This is a genomic window from Flavobacterium mesophilum, from assembly GCF_039581405.1.
In the GTDB taxonomy this organism is placed as follows: domain Bacteria; phylum Bacteroidota; class Bacteroidia; order Flavobacteriales; family Flavobacteriaceae; genus Flavobacterium.
Genome location: NZ_JBCPXZ010000002.1, coordinates 719,801 through 737,111, shown reverse-complemented (window position 1 = coordinate 737,111; position 17,311 = coordinate 719,801). Strand labels below are relative to the sequence as shown.

At 34.6% G+C, this 17,311-nt stretch carries 15 protein-coding genes; 9 read left to right on the top strand and 6 right to left on the bottom strand.

All coding sequences use genetic code 11. The annotated features are described in order from the left end of the window. Window positions 1–32: 32 nt before the first annotated feature. Together AAYQ19_RS07615 and AAYQ19_RS07610 are read right to left on the bottom strand one after the other, a co-directional pair. Window positions 33–3,269, bottom strand: coding sequence for a PAS domain-containing sensor histidine kinase (locus AAYQ19_RS07615; protein ID WP_343535590.1), 3,237 nt, complete (start codon window positions 3,267–3,269; stop codon window positions 33–35). Between the two features lie 11 nt (window positions 3,270–3,280). After that, window positions 3,281–3,730, bottom strand: coding sequence for a response regulator (locus AAYQ19_RS07610; protein WP_343535588.1), 450 nt, complete (start codon window positions 3,728–3,730; stop codon window positions 3,281–3,283). Window positions 3,731–4,050: 320 nt separating this feature from the next. Between AAYQ19_RS07610 and AAYQ19_RS07605 the strand changes: the two genes are divergently transcribed. After that, complete coding sequence (locus AAYQ19_RS07605; RefSeq protein ID WP_343535586.1) at window positions 4,051–4,521, top strand: YybH family protein; 471 nt, start codon at window positions 4,051–4,053, stop codon at window positions 4,519–4,521. A gap of 78 nt (window positions 4,522–4,599) precedes the next feature. Here AAYQ19_RS07605 and AAYQ19_RS07600 read toward each other — a convergent pair whose 3' ends face one another. After that, window positions 4,600–5,715 carry a hypothetical protein gene (locus tag AAYQ19_RS07600; protein WP_343535584.1) on the bottom strand — a complete coding sequence of 372 codons (1,116 nt, stop codon included), beginning with the start codon at window positions 5,713–5,715 and terminating at the stop codon, window positions 4,600–4,602. A gap of 350 nt (window positions 5,716–6,065) precedes the next feature. On the opposite strand from AAYQ19_RS07600, the gene AAYQ19_RS07595 reads away from it, so the two are divergent. The 5 genes from AAYQ19_RS07595 to AAYQ19_RS07575 all read left to right on the top strand — a co-directional run bounded on the left by AAYQ19_RS07595 (window position 6,066) and on the right by AAYQ19_RS07575 (window position 10,688). After that, window positions 6,066–6,665, top strand: a complete 600-nt coding sequence (locus AAYQ19_RS07595; RefSeq protein ID WP_343535582.1) for a murein L,D-transpeptidase catalytic domain-containing protein — start codon at window positions 6,066–6,068, stop codon at window positions 6,663–6,665. Window positions 6,666–6,738: 73 nt separating this feature from the next. Beyond that, entirely contained in the window at window positions 6,739–8,340 is a 1,602-nt protein-coding gene (locus AAYQ19_RS07590) for a family 43 glycosylhydrolase (protein WP_343535580.1), read from the top strand. Between the two features lie 251 nt (window positions 8,341–8,591). Then, window positions 8,592–9,188, top strand: a complete 597-nt coding sequence (locus AAYQ19_RS07585; protein WP_343535578.1) for a TetR/AcrR family transcriptional regulator — start codon at window positions 8,592–8,594, stop codon at window positions 9,186–9,188. A gap of 6 nt (window positions 9,189–9,194) precedes the next feature. After that, window positions 9,195–9,422 (top strand): hypothetical protein, encoded by a 228-nt coding sequence (locus tag AAYQ19_RS07580; protein ID WP_343535576.1) that lies wholly within the window; start codon window positions 9,195–9,197, stop codon window positions 9,420–9,422. A gap of 18 nt (window positions 9,423–9,440) precedes the next feature. Next, window positions 9,441–10,688: an MFS transporter gene (locus AAYQ19_RS07575; protein WP_343535574.1), complete on the top strand. Its 1,248-nt coding sequence runs from the start codon at window positions 9,441–9,443 to the stop codon at window positions 10,686–10,688. A 163-nt stretch (window positions 10,689–10,851) separates the two neighbouring features. Here AAYQ19_RS07575 and AAYQ19_RS07570 read toward each other — a convergent pair whose 3' ends face one another. From AAYQ19_RS07570 to AAYQ19_RS07560, 3 genes are all read right to left on the bottom strand, one after another. Next, a complete protein-coding gene (locus AAYQ19_RS07570) occupies window positions 10,852–11,232 on the bottom strand; it encodes a DUF5367 family protein (protein ID WP_343535572.1) in 381 nt (126 codons plus the stop codon). Between the two features lie 10 nt (window positions 11,233–11,242). Continuing rightward, window positions 11,243–12,070, bottom strand: a complete 828-nt coding sequence (locus tag AAYQ19_RS07565) for a Rossmann-fold NAD(P)-binding domain-containing protein (protein WP_343535570.1) — start codon at window positions 12,068–12,070, stop codon at window positions 11,243–11,245. Between the two features lie 72 nt (window positions 12,071–12,142). Beyond that, window positions 12,143–13,021, bottom strand: a complete 879-nt coding sequence (locus AAYQ19_RS07560) for a helix-turn-helix domain-containing protein (RefSeq protein WP_343535568.1) — start codon at window positions 13,019–13,021, stop codon at window positions 12,143–12,145. A 549-nt stretch (window positions 13,022–13,570) separates the two neighbouring features. Between AAYQ19_RS07560 and AAYQ19_RS07555 the strand changes: the two genes are divergently transcribed. The 3 genes from AAYQ19_RS07555 (at window position 13,571) to AAYQ19_RS07545 (ending at window position 17,249) form a co-directional block, all read left to right on the top strand. Then, entirely contained in the window at window positions 13,571–14,545 is a 975-nt protein-coding gene (locus AAYQ19_RS07555; protein ID WP_343535567.1) for a ribonucleotide-diphosphate reductase subunit beta, read from the top strand. A gap of 12 nt (window positions 14,546–14,557) precedes the next feature. Beyond that, complete coding sequence (locus tag AAYQ19_RS07550) at window positions 14,558–16,252, top strand: ribonucleoside-diphosphate reductase subunit alpha (RefSeq protein ID WP_445709687.1); 1,695 nt, start codon at window positions 14,558–14,560, stop codon at window positions 16,250–16,252. Between the two features lie 412 nt (window positions 16,253–16,664). Next, window positions 16,665–17,249: an RNA polymerase sigma-70 factor gene (locus AAYQ19_RS07545; protein WP_343535565.1), complete on the top strand. Its 585-nt coding sequence runs from the start codon at window positions 16,665–16,667 to the stop codon at window positions 17,247–17,249. The last annotated feature ends 62 nt before the right edge of the window (window positions 17,250–17,311 follow it).

Sequence of the window (17,311 nt, the reverse complement as noted above, 5' to 3'; positions counted from 1 at the left end):
CATTTCGGTTTAAGAAATTCTGCTTTTTGATTTTATGTTGCGGGAATATAAATGTCGAAAATGGCCCCTTTATTTAGTTCGCCTGTTGCCGTAATAATTCCGTTATGATTGTCAACGATTTTTTTCACGATTGCCAATCCAATTCCGGTTCCTGTATATTCGAGTTTTCCGTGAAGACGCTGAAAAACTTCAAAGATTTTTGAACTGTATTGTTGTTCAAAACCAATTCCGTTATCTTCAATTCTGATATGGCAATACTTACTTTCGGATGCTAATTTTTCATTTTTCAAATCCGAACCTTTTGCAATTTCGCTATTGATTTTGATCACAATTGGATTTTCAGGGTTTGAAAATTTAAGAGAATTGCTGACTAAATTATACAAAAGCTGTCTGAATTGAAACGGAATAATATTGGCTTCACAGTTTTCTAAACTTTCGATTTTAGCGTTTTTTTGCTCAATTTCTTCTTTTAAATCTTCTTTGACTTCGGCTACGATTTTCCCTAAATCTATTTTTTCAAAAACCCTTTCCTGAGCATTGGTTCTAGAATACGAAAGCAAATCATTGATTAAAGTCTGCATTCGCTGCGCCGCATTTTGCATTCTCTTGAATTTATCTTTTCCATAATCCGACAAATTCTCAGATTCTTTTTCCATAATCTGTGTAGCAAAAGTTTGGATTTTTCGCAACGGTTCTTGCAAATCATGACTTGAAATATAGGCGAAAGACTGCAGTTCTTGATTCATTTTTTCAAGTTCTGCATTTTTGTGCTCAAGTTCTAAAGCATTCATTTTTAGTTTGTCATCGGCGCTTTTTTTCTCAGTCAAGTCATGAGTCATTTTTGAGAAACCTATAATCTGGTTGTTTTTGTTGTGAATAGCCGTAAGCGTTACATTGGCCCAAAAAAGCGTTTTGTCCTTTCGAACACGCCATCCTTCGTGGCTTGATTTTCCCTTTTCAATTGCGAGATTCAATAACTTCTGAGGAAGATTATTTTTTCGATCAGCTTCGGTGTAAAACTGAGAAAAGCTTTTGCCGATAATTTCTTCAGCTTTATATCCTTTAATTTTTTCGGCACCTAAATTCCAGTTTTCAACAATACCTTCGTGGTTGAGGTACAAAATGGCATAATCCTGAACTTCTTCAACCATCAAATGATAACGTTCTTCGCTTTTTTGAAGCGATTCATTCATTAGGCTCAATTCTTTGGTCCTTGCGGTTACTTGTTGCTCTAGCTCGTTTGTAAAGGCTTTTTCAGTGTGAATATCTGTAAAAGCGCCAACCCATTTGATGATTTTATTTTCTTCATTTAAAACCGGTTCGCCAATTACGGTATGCCATCTGTAAATGCCATCGTGTCTTTTGATTCGCACGTCGCATCGGTATATTTCGCCTGTGGCAAGACTATGACTCCAAACCCGCATGTTTTCATCGAAATCATCAGGATGAATCATGCTTCTCCAAGTTTGTTTTTCGTTCTGTATTCCAGTATATTCAGCCCACTTTCCAGAAACAAACAGTGAATTTCCTTTTTCATCTGTTTCCCAAATTAACTGCGGAATACTTTCAGTTAAAGATCGAAAACGCTTTTCGCTTTCTTCCAAATTCTGCTGGTGATTTTTTTCTTCAGTAATATCTCTTATAGTACCAAGTAATTTTTCCGGATTATTTTGTGGATCAAAAAACACTTTTCCTTTGGCTTCAAGCCAATGAATCGATTTGTCGTGCCAAATTACTCGTAATTCATAATTGATTATTCCTGTAGTAAGTGCTTCAATATAAGCTTGGTTTCGAATATGCAAATCGTCTGGATGCACAAAAGTGAGCAATTGCTCATGCTTCATTTCTAAAACGTCTTTATGTCCTGTAAGGATTTCGAAGTAGCGTTGCGAATAATGAATTTTATTTTCTTTTAAATTGAGTTCCCAAGTGCCAAGTTCACTGGCTTCAACAATAATTTTAAGCCTTTCTTCGTTGAGCTCGATTTTTTTTCGTGCTTCGACTTTTTCGCTTACTTCAGTAACAGTGACAATAATTCCTGAGATTTCGCCATTTTCTTCTCGTAACGGATTATAAAGAAAATCAAAATAAGAAATGTCAAGTTTTCCGTAACGATTTAATGGAATCGGAACTTCATTTCCATGAAACGGAATTCCAGTTGTCAATACATCAGATAAAAGTTTATTTACGCTTTCTTCCACCTCTGGAAGCGAATCAAAAAGCGGTCTGCCAACAAAAGTTTCTTCTTCGCGATCAACAATTTTTAAGTACGCTTCATTGGCCATTTCGACCATATAATTAGGACCACGCAAAATGGTAATTCCTATTGGAGCTTGTTTTACGGTATCACGAAAACGCTTGTCGGCTTCTTCTATTTTTTTTGTGGCAAGATGCAAATCGGTAACTTCTGCGGCGGTGTTCATGACGCCATAAATATTTCCATTTGTATCATAAAGAGGCGTAAAACTGTAATTGAAATAAAAGCTTTCGAGTTTGCCATTCATGGTAATGTCAATACGAGCATTTTTATTATGAAAAGCTTCACCTGTTTCAAAAACCTGATTTACTTGCTCAAAAACCGATTGATTGTTGAGTTCAGGAAGAATCTCTGTATATAATTTTCCAACAACATCATTCCCTTTTCCCCAAACATCCATAATGGATTGATTGGCAAGCTCGATGCGTTGTTCTTTTCCAACATAAACACCAATTGGGAAAGGAGCATTTTCTACAATCTGTCTTATTTTTTGCTCGCTTTCTTGGACTTTGGTTTTAGTTAAAATTTGCTCAGTTTTTTCAGTCGTTTCAACAACAGTAACCAATATGCCACCAACATTTCCGTGTTCGGTTTTAATTGGCGTATATGAAAAATTGAAATAACATTCTTCATCGAATCCATTCCGATTTAAGACCAATTTTAGGTCGGCATAACTAACAGCATTTCCATTCATGACATCTTCGAACATTGGCCCGATAGTATCCCAGATTTCCGAAAATGTTTCTTTTGAGCTGATTCCTAAAGCTTGAGGATGTTTTGTTGAGCCTAAAATAGGACGAAAGGCATCATTATACAATTGCGTATGATCATCTCCCCAAGCAATATACATTCCAATAGGGTTATTGAGCATTACCGAAACCATTGTCTGCAGACTTTGAGGCCATACATCAGGATTTCCTAAAGCGGTTTTGCTCCAATCTTTGGATCGTATTGATTGGCCCATTTCACCACCATCGGCTAGAAAATAATATTCCTTGTTTGTAAGGTTCATCCCTGAAAAGATTACGGCTGAAGAACAAATTGTTCTCTTGCAGGCTGTTTTAGATTATTTTCGACGGTGGTTGACAAAGCATTGCTGATTACAGCCTTTAGTTTAGAAAATTCGCCAGGTTTTCTGATATAATGTGTAGCACCTTTTTGGTACATCAAATCGACAATTTCAATATCTAATGAAGTAGAAAAAATAATCACAGGAAGCGTATCAAATTCCGGAATTTCCTTAATTTCTTTGAGACATTCGTGGCCATTTTTTCGAGGCATATTTAAATCAAGAAAAAGAATATCAGGCAACTCTTTAGGTGAATGCGCTCTTAAATAATCCATTAATTGTACGCCATCATGTACAGTTACAAGAGTTACAGGAAGGTTTAATTCGTCAAGTGCTTCTCTAAAAAAAGAGCAATCGTCGTCGTCATCATCTGCAAGTAAAATATTGTAATGGTTTTTATTCATTTTTAAATTGGGGTAAAATTAAATTTAAAACGCTTTTTTATAAAATTAGCCTTTGGTTTATTCTTAATGATAAGCTTTTTCTCTTGCAATATAGGGCTATTTTTTTGACAAAGAATCAACATTGTCTGAATAACTTCTTATAATTCTGTCAAAAACATTACCATAAAAGCATGAATTGCCTTAATCTGTTCAGTTTCATTTAAATATAGTGAAATGTTTTTAAAATCTTTATCATAACTGAATAATATTTTTATCGGAAATAACTTGATATTTTAATTTTTATAAGTACTTTTAAGGAATAGTTTTAAATCCTTAAATATATGAAAAACAATCTTTTAAAAGGAATTTTATTGTTAGGTGTTTTAACTTCTATCTTTGCCTGCAATACGAAAAAAGAAGAACCTGTTGTGGTTGATAAAGAAGCCATAAAAAAGGAAATCCAAGCTAAGGAAGATGACTTTGCCAGAATCTATAATTCGGGCGAACTTACGAGTGTAGGCTATTATGCAGATGATGCAATTAGCTACTATCAAAACCACATGCCTTTAATTGGAAAAGCTAATATTATAGAGTTTTTAAAAGCCAATATTGGTTCAAAATCAGATCAGATTGCATTTAAAACGGGTGAAATTTTTGTATCAGATGATGGGAATCAAGTAGTAGAAACAGGTGCTTTTGAAGTGACAGATTCTACCAAAACTATTATAAATACTGGAAACTATATGAGTGTGTTTGTAAAAAGAGACGGAAAATATGTTTGTGTAAGAGATATGAGCGTTTCAGATCAATAAATAAATTTAGACATAAAAATAAAAAAAGATCGGATGTAAATTTCACATCCGATCTTTTTTTATGTCTCTATATTTCGATTAGCGTCTGCGTCCGCCTCCGCCGCCAAAGCCGCCTCCGCCGCTAAAACCTCCGCCGCCTGATCTTGTTCTTCCGCCTCCAGAACTAAAATTAGAAGAACTGCGATTTGATGGTGACGAGAAGCTTCTGTCTGAAGTTCCGGCCGATGGGCGATTTGCTGATGAACCTCTATTTGAACTTCTATCAGATGTTCCCGCTGATGGGCGATTTGCTGATGCACCTCTGTCTGAAGTTCCTGCCGAAGGACGATTTGATCCTGTTCCAGCTCTGTTGGAAACGCCCGTATTTGTTGCACGATTTGAAACGCTATTGCCATAACGACCGCCAGAATTATTTCGTGCTACAGTGTTCGATCGAGATCTGTTGTTGTTATAATGATTAATGCTGTTTCGATTATTATTGTTGATCACAATATTGTTATGCCCGCCATAATGACCTCCGTGATAGCCATAATGCCCACCATGATACCAATGATTGTGGCGATAAATTCCAACCGCTAGTACCGTAAAAGCGGCAAAATAAGGCGGATAATATCCATAATAGTAAGGTGGATAATAAGGTACATAAGCTGGTGAATACACATACTGTACAATTGGTGCCTGCTCAACAATTACGGTTGTTGCTGGAGTACTTGTAGTTACAGGATTTTCGCCTTTATATGCTGGATTTGCTGTCTGGGCAGGAACATCTTTCTTGGGCTCAATGATGTAGTTCTTGCCATAAAGATCTTCATCTCCAACCATTTGAAGCGACACTTTTCCGTTTTTATCTTTTGATACTAAGATTATCGCAACATCTTGAGTTTCGTCTTTACTCACATTGACTTGAAGTATAAAAGTAAAGGAATTGCCTTCCTTTTTTGTTACTACTTTTATAAAATCTACTTTTTTGTCCAAATTCAGATCCAGATTGTTGATCCCTGTTTCTTTTAGGTTTAATTTTTTTTCAAATTCCTCAATTGTTTTTGATTTTTGAAAAAGACTCAGAACAGCATAAAGATCTAAGTTGTCACCGGGCAGTCCTAAAGCAGGTTCGGTATCCTCGGTTTGGGAAAAAATCGGCTGATACATTATACTAATCGCAACTACTAAAATAGAGAATAGAATTTTTTTCATAATGTGTAGATTTTTTATTTGCTATATGCAAGTTATACAATATTAAGCAGATAAAAAAGCATTAATCTTAAAATTCTTATTATAAACAGCTTTAAGTCAGTGTTTTAGTTTTGGACTTTAAAAGACGATCCTTTCAAAAATGAGATGAAATCGAAAAGCCCAGCAATGACGCTCATTTTGATGATTCTTTAAGGGAATATTGGGCTTGTTTTAGTTGGAAATTAAAACTTATTATATTGTTTTTAAGTCGTTTACTGTCTAATTTGTAATGAAGTGGCAAAGTAAATTTGCATCGTAAAAAAACAATTTTTCTGAAAAGTTGTTTGGGATAAATTTTTAATGCCACTTTTATGAAAATTTTCAATTTAATCGTATTTCTTTCCGTATCAATTTTGGGGAATTTCAAAACAATATCAGGAAAAGAAAATTGGACGGAAACCGCTATTGAGCGATTCAACATACAGCTTGCTGGAGTAAAAGAAAAAATCAAAACCAGTAATTCATATAATAGTAAAATTGCCTTTTTTGTTGATATGAAAATCAAATCAGGCAAAAACAGATTTTTTGTTTATGATTTGGAGCACGACAAGATTTTGGACGAAGGACTCGTTGCTCATGGTTGCGGATCAGAAACCGGAATTCCAGGAAATCTTAAATTCAGCAATGAACCCAATTCAAATGCAACTTCTCTAGGATGCTATGCGATCGGGAAATCATATTTTGGAACTTTTGGAAAATCGTATAAATTAAACGGCTTAGATGAAAGTAACAATAACGCGTTAAAAAGAGCTGTGGTTTTGCATTCCTATTCTGCAGTTCCGGAGGAGGAACAAGATCATTATATTTCCCGAAGCCACGGTTGTCCTATGGTAAATGAAGTTTTTTTTAAAAGATTGGAAAAAATTATAGACAATTCAAAATCTGCCATAATCTTAAATATCTATTACTAAACAGGATAGTACATGACGCAAACTTTATACTGATTCAATAATTTTATTACGAACTAACTAACCGTACTAAATTATGAAAATTCAAAAATGGTATTCCTTTAGTATTGCTCTTGCATTATTCTCTTTTGGAATATCACAAAAAATGATAGCCCAGAATCGTACCATCAAAAATGATGTTTTCTGGAATACCAAAGAGGGACTCCCATTAAACAGTCAAGGAGGCGGCATATTTAAATTTCCAGATCCGAAAACAGGAAAGCAAAAATATTTTTGGTATGGCGTTCATTATGCTGAGGCCGATATTTATCGTGCTGATCCGTCTGTCACGCTTAATGTCAATAATTTTGAAGCTGTTACGTGTTACAGTTCAGATGATTTGGTTAATTGGACACTTGAAGCAAATGTTTTGACAAAAGACGAAGTAAATAAATCAGGGAAGACCTGGGTAGGGCGTTTAGGTGTCGCTTTTGTAAAGGAAATTAATAAATACGCGCTATTTGTACAGCATGGAAGCGAAGTTTTGATCACTCTTTCCGATTCGCCTACAGGTCAGTTTACTTGGCATCAAAAAATAAATATGGAAAAAATGATTGGAACCAGCAATACTGGCGACCAAACCGTTTTTACTGACGAAGACACTGGAAAATCGTATTTGATTTATTCGTACGGAAAAGGAAGAAACAAGATTTATGTTTCTGAAATTGGAATAAAAGACGGAAAAGTAAACCTTTTAGACTGTACCGAAATTTTTAAAGGTGAAAGCCGAGAAGGAAACTGCATGTTTAAATACAAAAACAAGTATTATATGTATGCTTCAAATATTTACGGTTGGGATTCGTCTTTCGCTTATTATTTAGTTGCCGATGATATTCGTGGTCCATATCGCCCAACAAATGATATGCTGATTACAAAAGGCGCTGAGGAAGATTTTGCTCACGTTTCGCAAACTGGATTTTTCTTTTCTGTAAAAGGAACACAACAGGAAACTATTGTGTATTGTGGCGATCGTTGGGCTGATTTTGCTGGAAACGGTTTGGGTTATAACCAATGGTGCCCAATATCGTTTAATGGAAGTGAACCATATTTTAATTCGCTTAGCGCTTGGAATTTGGATGCTAAAACAGGAAAATGGAAAGTTGATGATGAAAACAATTATGTCAGAAACGGAAGTTTTGAAGCCGATCGTAGACATATTCCGAGTCCTGTAAAACCATTGCAGATTCAGATGACAGGTTGGGCAACTGAAGTTATTGAAGGGAATAAAATAAGTTTGGATACTGTAACTTCACCTGTTTTGAATCATTTTAATACAGAGTTAGAAAGAAAAACAGTCATTGGAGAAAAGAGCTTGAATATCAGTGATAAAATTGATTTCAAACGAAAAATTTTCCAAAAAATAGAATCATCACCGTATGTAAAACTAGAGGACGGACTTTATACCTTGACCGCGAAAGTAAAAAACAGCAAAGGTTTTAATAACCTTGAAATCTATGCCGAAACTGGCGGAAAGAAATTTCAATTTGTTGTAAAAGAAGAAAATACCGATTGGAAAACCATTGTCATAAAAGATATAAAAGTAAAAGGAGGAAAGGCTGAAGTTGGTTTTCTTGCCGATGGAAAAGCAAAATCTTTTTGTTTTATAGATGATGTTTCTTTGGTGAAAAGTAAAAAGTGATATAATTATGAGTTAGAAGTTATGAGCTATGTTGCTCTTCGAGTTCGCTCAGAGGGACAATACTGGTTGGAATTTGGAATTTGAGATTTGGAATTTACAACTTAATTTATTTGTTTAGTTTTTTTGAAGTCTGTAAAACGCTGGGTTTTGCAGACTTTTTTTATGGATTTTAATTTAGATGAAAAAAAATAATAAATAAAAGAATGTTCATTCATTTATTATTTTATCTTTGTAAAAAAAAAAAATCAGCTATGAGAATTAGAGATATTGACAAAGAAAAATTGGTCATTGAAATGGCGATTGACCAAATTGTGCAGGAAGGATTTCAAGGTTTCAGTATGAATAAATTGGCGAAAGCCTGTTCAATTTCTGTTGGTACGCTCTATATTTATTATGCTGACAAAGATGATTTGATTCAAAAAATAGGAGCTAAAATGGCACTGAAGTTTTTTAAAAGCACCATAAAAGACTTTTCGCCAGAAATGCCATTCGAAGAAGGTTTGTGGAAACAATGGGAAAACCGCGCCAACTTTGCAATGAAATACCCTAAAGAAGTTGCATTTTTTGAAATCATCAAACATTCGCCACATGGAGAAATCATTTTGGATTCGATAAAAGAATTTTCAGATTTCAGAGCCATCATGACCCAGTTCATCAATAATTCGCTGCAAAATAAAGAACTTCTTCCAATGAATTTTGAAGCGTTTTGGAGTGTGGCTTACGGACCTCTTTATACGCTGCTGAACATGCATGCGGAACGTAAAAGTATGGGAGGAAAACCATTTGTGCTTACTAAAGAAATTATGAAAGAAGCTTTTCAAGTAACCGTGAAAGGCCTTAAACCATGAAAAATTATGGAAACAGATTTAAACACAATACATATTTTTAAAACCAATATCGGAACTATAAATTCTAGTTCTATTGCACATCAAATTTTGAGCAATCACCCACAAATTCAAGAGTGGAGTATTGATTGTGAAGACGTTGATTGCGTTCTTCGTGTGGTTTCGGAGACATTGAAACCAGAAGAAATTATAAAATTAATCCGCGATTTTGGCCACGCTTGCCAAGAATTATCGTAAAAAATACAAATTATTAAAGTGGAAAAAACTACTATAGAAAGCACGGCTTTCACCTTACATCAAAAATTTATCATCGCCATTTTGGCACTTTTGCAATTTACTGTAATCTTAGACTTTGTCGTAATTTCTCCGTTAGGAGATATGTTAATGAAAAAATTAAGCATGACGACTTCAGATTTTGGTTTTGCGGTTTCTGCTTATGCTTTCAGTGCCGGAATTTCTGGACTTTTAGCAGCAGGTTTTGCAGATAAATTCGACCGAAAAAAACTGTTGATTTTCTTCTATATCGGATTTATTATTGGAACTATTTTTTGTGCCTTTTCGACAAGTTATCATATGTTGTTAATGGCAAGAATTTTTACAGGACTTTTTGGAGGTGTAATTGGTTCTATTTCGTTGGCTATCGTAACCGATTTATTTGTTATTCAGCAAAGAGGTCGCGTAATGGGATTTATTCAAATGGCATACGCATCAAGTCAAATTCTTGGAATCCCAGCCGGACTATTTTTTGCTAATCACTGGGGCTGGCATTCGACTTTTATTATGATCGCCGTTTTAGGATTGTTAATTCTTGTAGCAGTTTTAACGCAATTGCCTGCGATTACAAAACACTTGGAGTTGCAGTCAGACAAAAGTCCATTTTTACACCTTTGGCACACCTTAAGCAACAGACAATATCAGGTTGGGTTTATGGCAATTGCTTTTCTTTCCGTTGGAGGTTTTATGTTGCAGCCTTTTGGAAGTGCATATTTAGTCAATAATATTCATATCAGCCAAGAAGAATTACCGATGGTATTTTTCTTTACCGGACTTTCAGTATTGTTTATTATGCCACTTATAGGGAAATTGAGTGATAAAGTAAGCAAGTTCAAATTGTTTGCGGCAGGATCATTTTTGTCTATAATTATGATTTTGATTTATACCAATTTAAGTCCTATTCCGCTTTGGCAAATTGTCGTTTTGAACATGATTTTATTCATGGGAATCATGAGCCGAATGATTCCGGCAACAACATTAAACACTGCAATTCCTGAGATGCAGGATCGTGGTGCCTATATGTCTATAACGTCATCATTGCAACAAATTGCAGGAGGAATTGGTGCTGTTTCTGCTGGATTTATAGTGCATCAGCAGACAAAAACTTCGCCTTTGGAGAATTATCCTATTTTGGGTTATGTGGTTGCGGTTGTTACTTTGTTCAGTGTATTTCTGATTTACAGAGTGAGCCAATTGGCAAAAGCCAAAGTAAAAGATGCGAATCTTTAATTTCAATTATTAGAAATAAACAAAAGCTTGTTCGTTAGAACAAGCTTTTGTGTTTTATTTCAACATAGCCCAAGGTTTTAACCTTGGGAGACTAAGCGAATGTTATCATTGCGTCCCACAATGGTTGAAACCATCGGCAATGTTCCTAATTTCGTTTTTAAATTCAAATGTTTTGTTTTTTCTTCCAATAAAAATAAACAGACACAGCATTTATAGTTGCCAAAAGCCATAAAACCGGACTATTAAAAAAGCTAAAATAACTTCTTCCGTTTGGGATTTCTACAAAAGGAACCGTAATCAAAACATCTAAAATCAAGGCGGTTGCCGACATTGCAATTCCGAGTTGCAGTCCATTCGTTTTTGGAGTTTTTCTGTAATAGATTTTAGCTCCAAATATTCCGAAAAAGAATATTCCAAACATCACAATTATGGATTGAACCCAAAAGAAATCTTTTATAAGCGGAATTTGATCTAAAATGTAAAACGAAATACTGACCAAAATCCAAACCAATAAACCCGATAAAGCGACTCTAAAATAATTCATCTTTCAGAGTTTAAGAATTCCAAATTCCGGTTTGGGCAGTTTCTTTCGCGTAAGCGGAAAAATCTTTTGCTTTTCGGCCTAAGACTTTTTCAATGTCAGAAGTGATATGCGAATTTCTTCCATCCAAAACTTGTTCGAAAAGATAATTCGCAAGCCAAATATGATCTTCAGGAACTTGAAATTCGCGAAGCATTTTTGAATATTCTTCCAATGATAAACCTTGAAAAGCAATATTTCGTCCGCTTGCTTCGGCAATTGTATTTACGGCTTCTTTGAAAGTCAGTAATCTTGGGCCGGTTAATTCATATGTTTTTCCATTGTGTTTGTCGTTTAAAAGTGATTCCAAAACCACATCGGCAATATCATCCGCATCTGTAAAAGGCTCTAAAGCTTCGGCTCTTGGCAAAGCCACAATTCCGGCTAAAATAGGTTCCAAAAATATGCTTTCGCTAAAGTTTTGATTGAACCAACTTGCACGAACGATTGTCCAGTTTTTGGCATTTTCTTTTACGATTTCTTCGCAAAGCTGCGCTTCTTTTTCGCCTCTTCCCGATAATAAAACCATTTTTTGAACGCCTAATTTTGTTGCCAAAACGGTGAATTCTTGAATGGTTTCAACTGCTGAAGGAATTGCTAAATCAGGCTGAAAGGTGATGTAAACGATTTCAACGCCTTGTAGAACATTTTCCCAAGTTTGAGGATTTTCCCAATCAAAAGGAATTTTTTCAGATCGAGAACCTAGACGAATTTCTACTTCAGGATTATTTTTCAATCTTTCGATTACTCTGCGTCCAGTTTTCCCATTAGAACCCAAGACTAAAATTTTCTTTTTGCTCATATCAATAGTTTTTAAATTAATTACTGATACAAAGTTGATTAGATTAAAAATCAATCATTTGTCGCAAAAGAATTATGATTTGTTTGAAAGGAATTGAAGCCGAACTTCGTTTGGACGCATTCCGAATTTTTTATGAAAAGCATTCGAAAACGAACTCAGACTTTCATAACCCACATCCCAAGCCGCTTCTTGAACTGTTTTTTCGCTTTCGCGGAGTAATTCGTACGCTTTATGAAGTCGTTCTTCCTGAACATATTTGAAAACTGGAATCCCAAAAAGTTCTTTAAAATTCTTTTTGAGTTTGTTGCTGTTCAAACCTACCATTTTTGATAATTGCGTAATTGATGGAGGTTTAGAATAATGTGTGGTTACAATTTCTTTCGCTTTGTATAATTTGTTTTTGTCAATTTCTGAAAAGTCAATTTTGGCATCGGTACTTAAAAGCGCAAAGAAATGAGCCAAAAGTTCGTTGACCTGACTTTTTAAAAACAATAATCTGGTATTACCGGTGTAAGTTGTATTGAAGATTTTTTGAACTGCCAATTGCATGTCTAAAGTCATATAATATGATGGTCCTTTTACAAAATGTTCTTTCGGATTTAGTAATTCGGGTAACTGCTTTTCAAAAATTTCTTTTTCGGCTAAAGGAAGCGAATTCAAATGCTTTAGTTTGGTAAAAATACTGATCGATTGTAAAGGTTTATCCGGTTCAATTTTATGTGAGAATTCAACTTTCTGATTTCCGAAAAAACAAATTGCCAAACCGGTCGTATTTGTCAAATATTTCGTCTGATTATTGTGTTTGATTTCCAACTCAACATTTCCAGATCCGTAAAAAGCAAAACCAACTGCGTCGCCATCTATTTCGCATTTTTGAACTATGGTTTTTGTCGTGTTCGATTGTTCTATTAAAACAATAAAGTCATTCAATTCGATAATATCTGTTGTCATTTGAAGTTGGTGTATTTTGAGAATTGTTTAAGAGAAAAAACTGGTTTTCATTTCTTTCCGCAGATTCAGAAATTAGTCTTTAAACAATTCTTAAATTTTATAAATTGTTTAAAATTAAATAATTAGTTTGATTTTGTCAATTCGTTTTTTTTGAACGTTAAACTTTTTGAATCTTAAAATGAGACTTCCAAAGCCATTTTTTGTAACAGTTTTTTAGATGAAATTTTGTTCATTTTTGACTTTGCTGTTGATAACTGTTTTTTTCGATTGAAGATTAAAAACGTTTTTTCCTGTTGACAACTTTATTTAGATTCTTTTTAAATAACTGATTTTTCGAGCATTATGAAATTGAAAAAGGCTGTTGATAAATACTTTTTTAACTCCTAAAAAATGCCATTTTTTCTTGTTGATAATTGCCACGATTTTTAACATCAAAAGGAAAGAAAAACAAAAAAGGCTGGCTTAAATTTGTAAGTATCGAGATGCTAAAATACCTCCCAAATCGGCATTTCGAATAACATATTATCCACCATTTAATTATTTTATATTATGTCTATTTTCGATAAAAGAATCAATTACAAGCCCTTTGAATACCCGGAGGTACTACAATTTACTGAAGCGATAAACAAAGCGTACTGGGTTCATACAGAGGTCGATTTTACTGCTGATACACAGGATTTTCATTCGCATTTGTCGCCAGCTGAAAAAACAGCGATCAAAAACAGTTTGTTGGCAATTGCACAGATTGAAGTTGCGGTAAAAAGTTTTTGGGGAAACATTTATGAGCATTTCCCAAAACCAGAATTTAACGGCCTCGGAACTACTTTTGCCGAGTGCGAATTCAGGCATTCTGAAGCCTATTCGCGTTTGCTTGAAGTTTTAGGGTACAATGACGAATTTGAGAAATTATTAGACGTTCCTGTAATCCGTAAGCGTGTGGATTATCTTTCAAATGTTTTAAAAGATACACGTTCGCAGGACAATAAAAAATATATGGTTTCGCTGATTTTGTTCAGTATTTTGATTGAAAATGTTTCGCTTTTCAGTCAGTTTGCGATTTTGCTTTCGTTTACAAGATTCAAAGGCTACATGAAAAATGTCAGCAATATTATTGCGTGGACTTCAATTGATGAGCAAATTCATGCAAATGGAGGCATTTTTATCATTAATAAAATCCGTGAGGAATTTCCAGATTATTTTGATGATGCAACTTTATTAGCAATTAGAGATACCGTTAAACATTCGATCGATGTTGAATCGGATATTTTAGATTGGATTTTTGAAGATGGTGAAATCGAAAGTATCAATAAAACGGATTTAGTTAATTTCATGAAATTCCGTTTAGACGAAAGTTTGAAACAAATTGGAATTCCAACCGTATTTGATGTTTCGGCAGAAGAGTATAAAGCAATGTTGTGGTTTGAAGAAGAAGTTTTTGCAAACAGTTTAGATGATTTCTTTGCGAAAAGACCTGTAGAATATACAAAACATGATAAGAGTATAACGGCAAATGATTTGTTCTAAAAGCATAAAATGATGAATATAATAGATATAAATGAAGCAAGCCAACCGATGAGCGAGGCTGGAAATAAAATGTGGTGGAAAAATTCAGAAAGTGAACAAATCCTGAATCGCGGTTATCTTTTAAAAGGTGAAACGGTTGAAGGTGCAATTGATAGAATTTGCACGGCAGCTGCTCGCCGACTTTATAAACCAGAACTAAAGGAATCTTTTGTAGAAATGATTGAACGTGGCTGGATGAGCATCAGTTCGCCAGTTTGGGCAAATATGGGTACAGAACGTGGTTTGCCAATTTCATGTTTCAATGTTCACATTCCGGATAAAATTGAAGGTATTACACACAAGCTTGGAGAAGTTATTATGCAGACCAAAATTGGCGGCGGAACTTCGGGTTATTTTGGAGAAATGCGCGGAAGAGGAAGTGCTGTAACAGACAACGGAAAAAGTAGTGGTGCCGTAAGTTTTATGAAGCTGTTCGATACTGCTATGGATACGATTTCGCAAGGTGGCGTGCGTCGTGGCGCATTTGCAGCATATTTAGACGTTGATCATCCAGATATTGAGGAATTTTTAAAGATAAAAAGCATCGGAAATCCAATCCAGAATTTATTTACCGGAATTTGTGTTCCTGATTATTGGATGCAGGAAATGATTGATGGCGATATCGAAAAACGTCAAGTTTGGGCAAAGGTTTTAGAAAGCCGTCAGCAAAAAGGATTGCCTTATATTTTCTTCAGTGACAACGTAAACAAAAACAAACCACAAGTTTATAAAGACAAAAACTTACGTATTAATGCAAGTAATTTGTGCAGCGAAATTATGCTTCCATCTGATTTTGACGAATCCTTTATTTGTTGTCTTTCGTCAATGAATTTGGAGCTTTACGATGAATGGAAAGATACCGAAGCCGTGAAATTGGCTATCTTTTTCTTGGATGCTGTATTGCAGGAATTCATCGAAAAAACGGAAGGCAATTATTACCTTTCTGCAGCCAATAAATTTGCAAAAAGACATCGTGCCCTAGGTTTAGGCGTTTTAGGATGGCATTCTTATTTGCAAAAAAATAGGATTCCGTTTGAAGGTTTAGAAGCCAAAATGAAAACGACAGAAATTTTCAAACACATCAGTGAAAAAGCAGATAAAGCAACGCAGGATTTAGCCCGAATTTATGGCGAACCAGAATTACTGAAAGGTTACGGAAGAAGAAATACGACTACTATGGCGATCGCGCCAACAACATCATCTTCGGCAATTTTAGGGCAGACTTCTCCAGGAATTGAGCCGTTTAGCAGTAATTATTACAAAGCGGGTTTGAGCAAAGGAAATTTCATGCGCAAGAATAAATATTTGAAAAAACTGCTTGAAGAAAAAGGTTTGGACAATGAAGAAGTTTGGCGTGGAATTATGCTGAATGGTGGAAGCGTTCAGCATATGGAACAGCTTACACAGACTGAAAAAGATGTGTTTAAAACTTTCAAAGAAATCAGTCAGCTGGAAATTGTGCAACAAGCCGCAATTCGTCAAAAATTTGTAGATCAAGGACAAAGCTTAAACCTTAATATTCCAGCAGAATTGCCAATTAAAGAAGTAAATCGTTTAATGATAGAATCTTGGCAACTCGGAATCAAGAGTTTGTATTATCAAAGAAGCCAGAGTGTTTCAAAAGAATTAGTTACAAGTTTGGTTACCTGCAGCAGTTGTGAATCATAAAAATCTAAAATCGGAAGTTTCTTCCGATTTTTTTTTTGCTTAAAAGTGTGTAAAAATGTGCCTAAAATTATAGTAAAACTTTTTTTACTAATTTCTAAAAGTCGCTTTTACTTCAATTTGCGATCTAAGAAATTGGCTACGGTATTTTGGCTATTATTAATAAAAAAATGATTTTATCTTAACAAAGAGCGGTTTGTAAAATCCGTTTTTAAAGAGTGAAAAATTATATAAAGTCAATTTTTTATGGCTTTTCAGTTTATGAAATTATCAAATTTATAGGGATTCGAGTTTTTTGCAGAATTATTTGAATAATGTTGAATGACTGTTCTGTGCTCGAGCAAATTAGGATTATTGGATAATATTATTAAGTTTGTTGCGAATTATTCAATTTCCCTAAAGCCAAAAATTACCGTTGTTATCCACAAATCAAGATAAAATTTTAATTGATCGTCTTCGCTCTGGAGATGAATCGGCATTGACGGAATTGTACAATACATTTTGGCAGGCGCTTTTTATTTCGGCCTACAATATCATAAAAGATAAAGAGTTGTGCGAAGATATTATTCAGGATATCTTTATGAACATTTGGCACAATCGCGAAAAGTTAGAAATCCATATTTCTTTAAAAGGCTATATGTATGCCTGCGCACGTTATCAAGTTTTCAATCATTTAAAAAAGAATAAAGACAAAATCAAGGTCGAACTTTTTGATGATTTAGAAAAACGTTTTCAATATACAACGCCAGAAACTCAATTGATGCACGAAGAATTGGTGCAACAGCTTAATTTGATTATCGAAACACTTCCAGAGAAATGCCAAGCTGTGTATAAATTGAGCCGAGAAGAACAGCTCAGTCATAAAGAAATTGCTGAACGTCTGAATATTTCAACTAAAACAGTTGAAAATCATATTACAAAAGCGCTTCATACCATTCGTTTGTCAATGGGAAGCTCATTAGGAACGGCGATGATTTTATGGCTTTCTGAAAATCTTTAAAAGAAAACAAAAAATGATTGCCGATTATAAGCCTAAAGCATTGAATTTTCTAGTTTCTGGCG

What these genes read in the sequence shown, in the direction of transcription:
- AAYQ19_RS07560 (WP_343535568.1), bottom strand. Translation starts at nt 13,021, where the DNA reads ATGACAACAGATATTATCGAATTGAATGACTTTATTGTTTTAATAGAA.
- AAYQ19_RS07555 (WP_343535567.1), top strand. Translation starts at nt 13,571, where the DNA reads ATGTCTATTTTCGATAAAAGAATCAATTACAAGCCCTTTGAATACCCG.
- AAYQ19_RS07605 (WP_343535586.1), top strand. Translation starts at nt 4,051, where the DNA reads ATGAAAAACAATCTTTTAAAAGGAATTTTATTGTTAGGTGTTTTAACT.
- AAYQ19_RS07585 (WP_343535578.1), top strand. Translation starts at nt 8,592, where the DNA reads ATGAGAATTAGAGATATTGACAAAGAAAAATTGGTCATTGAAATGGCG.
- AAYQ19_RS07595 (WP_343535582.1), top strand. Translation starts at nt 6,066, where the DNA reads ATGAAAATTTTCAATTTAATCGTATTTCTTTCCGTATCAATTTTGGGG.
- AAYQ19_RS07610 (WP_343535588.1), bottom strand. Translation starts at nt 3,730, where the DNA reads ATGAATAAAAACCATTACAATATTTTACTTGCAGATGATGACGACGAC.
- AAYQ19_RS07580 (WP_343535576.1), top strand. Translation starts at nt 9,195, where the DNA reads ATGGAAACAGATTTAAACACAATACATATTTTTAAAACCAATATCGGA.
- AAYQ19_RS07550 (WP_445709687.1), top strand. Translation starts at nt 14,558, where the DNA reads ATGAATATAATAGATATAAATGAAGCAAGCCAACCGATGAGCGAGGCT.
- AAYQ19_RS07615 (WP_343535590.1), bottom strand. Translation starts at nt 3,269, where the DNA reads ATGAACCTTACAAACAAGGAATATTATTTTCTAGCCGATGGTGGTGAA.
- AAYQ19_RS07600 (WP_343535584.1), bottom strand. Translation starts at nt 5,715, where the DNA reads ATGAAAAAAATTCTATTCTCTATTTTAGTAGTTGCGATTAGTATAATG.
- AAYQ19_RS07565 (WP_343535570.1), bottom strand. Translation starts at nt 12,070, where the DNA reads ATGAGCAAAAAGAAAATTTTAGTCTTGGGTTCTAATGGGAAAACTGGA.
- AAYQ19_RS07570 (WP_343535572.1), bottom strand. Translation starts at nt 11,232, where the DNA reads ATGAATTATTTTAGAGTCGCTTTATCGGGTTTATTGGTTTGGATTTTG.
- AAYQ19_RS07590 (WP_343535580.1), top strand. Translation starts at nt 6,739, where the DNA reads ATGAAAATTCAAAAATGGTATTCCTTTAGTATTGCTCTTGCATTATTC.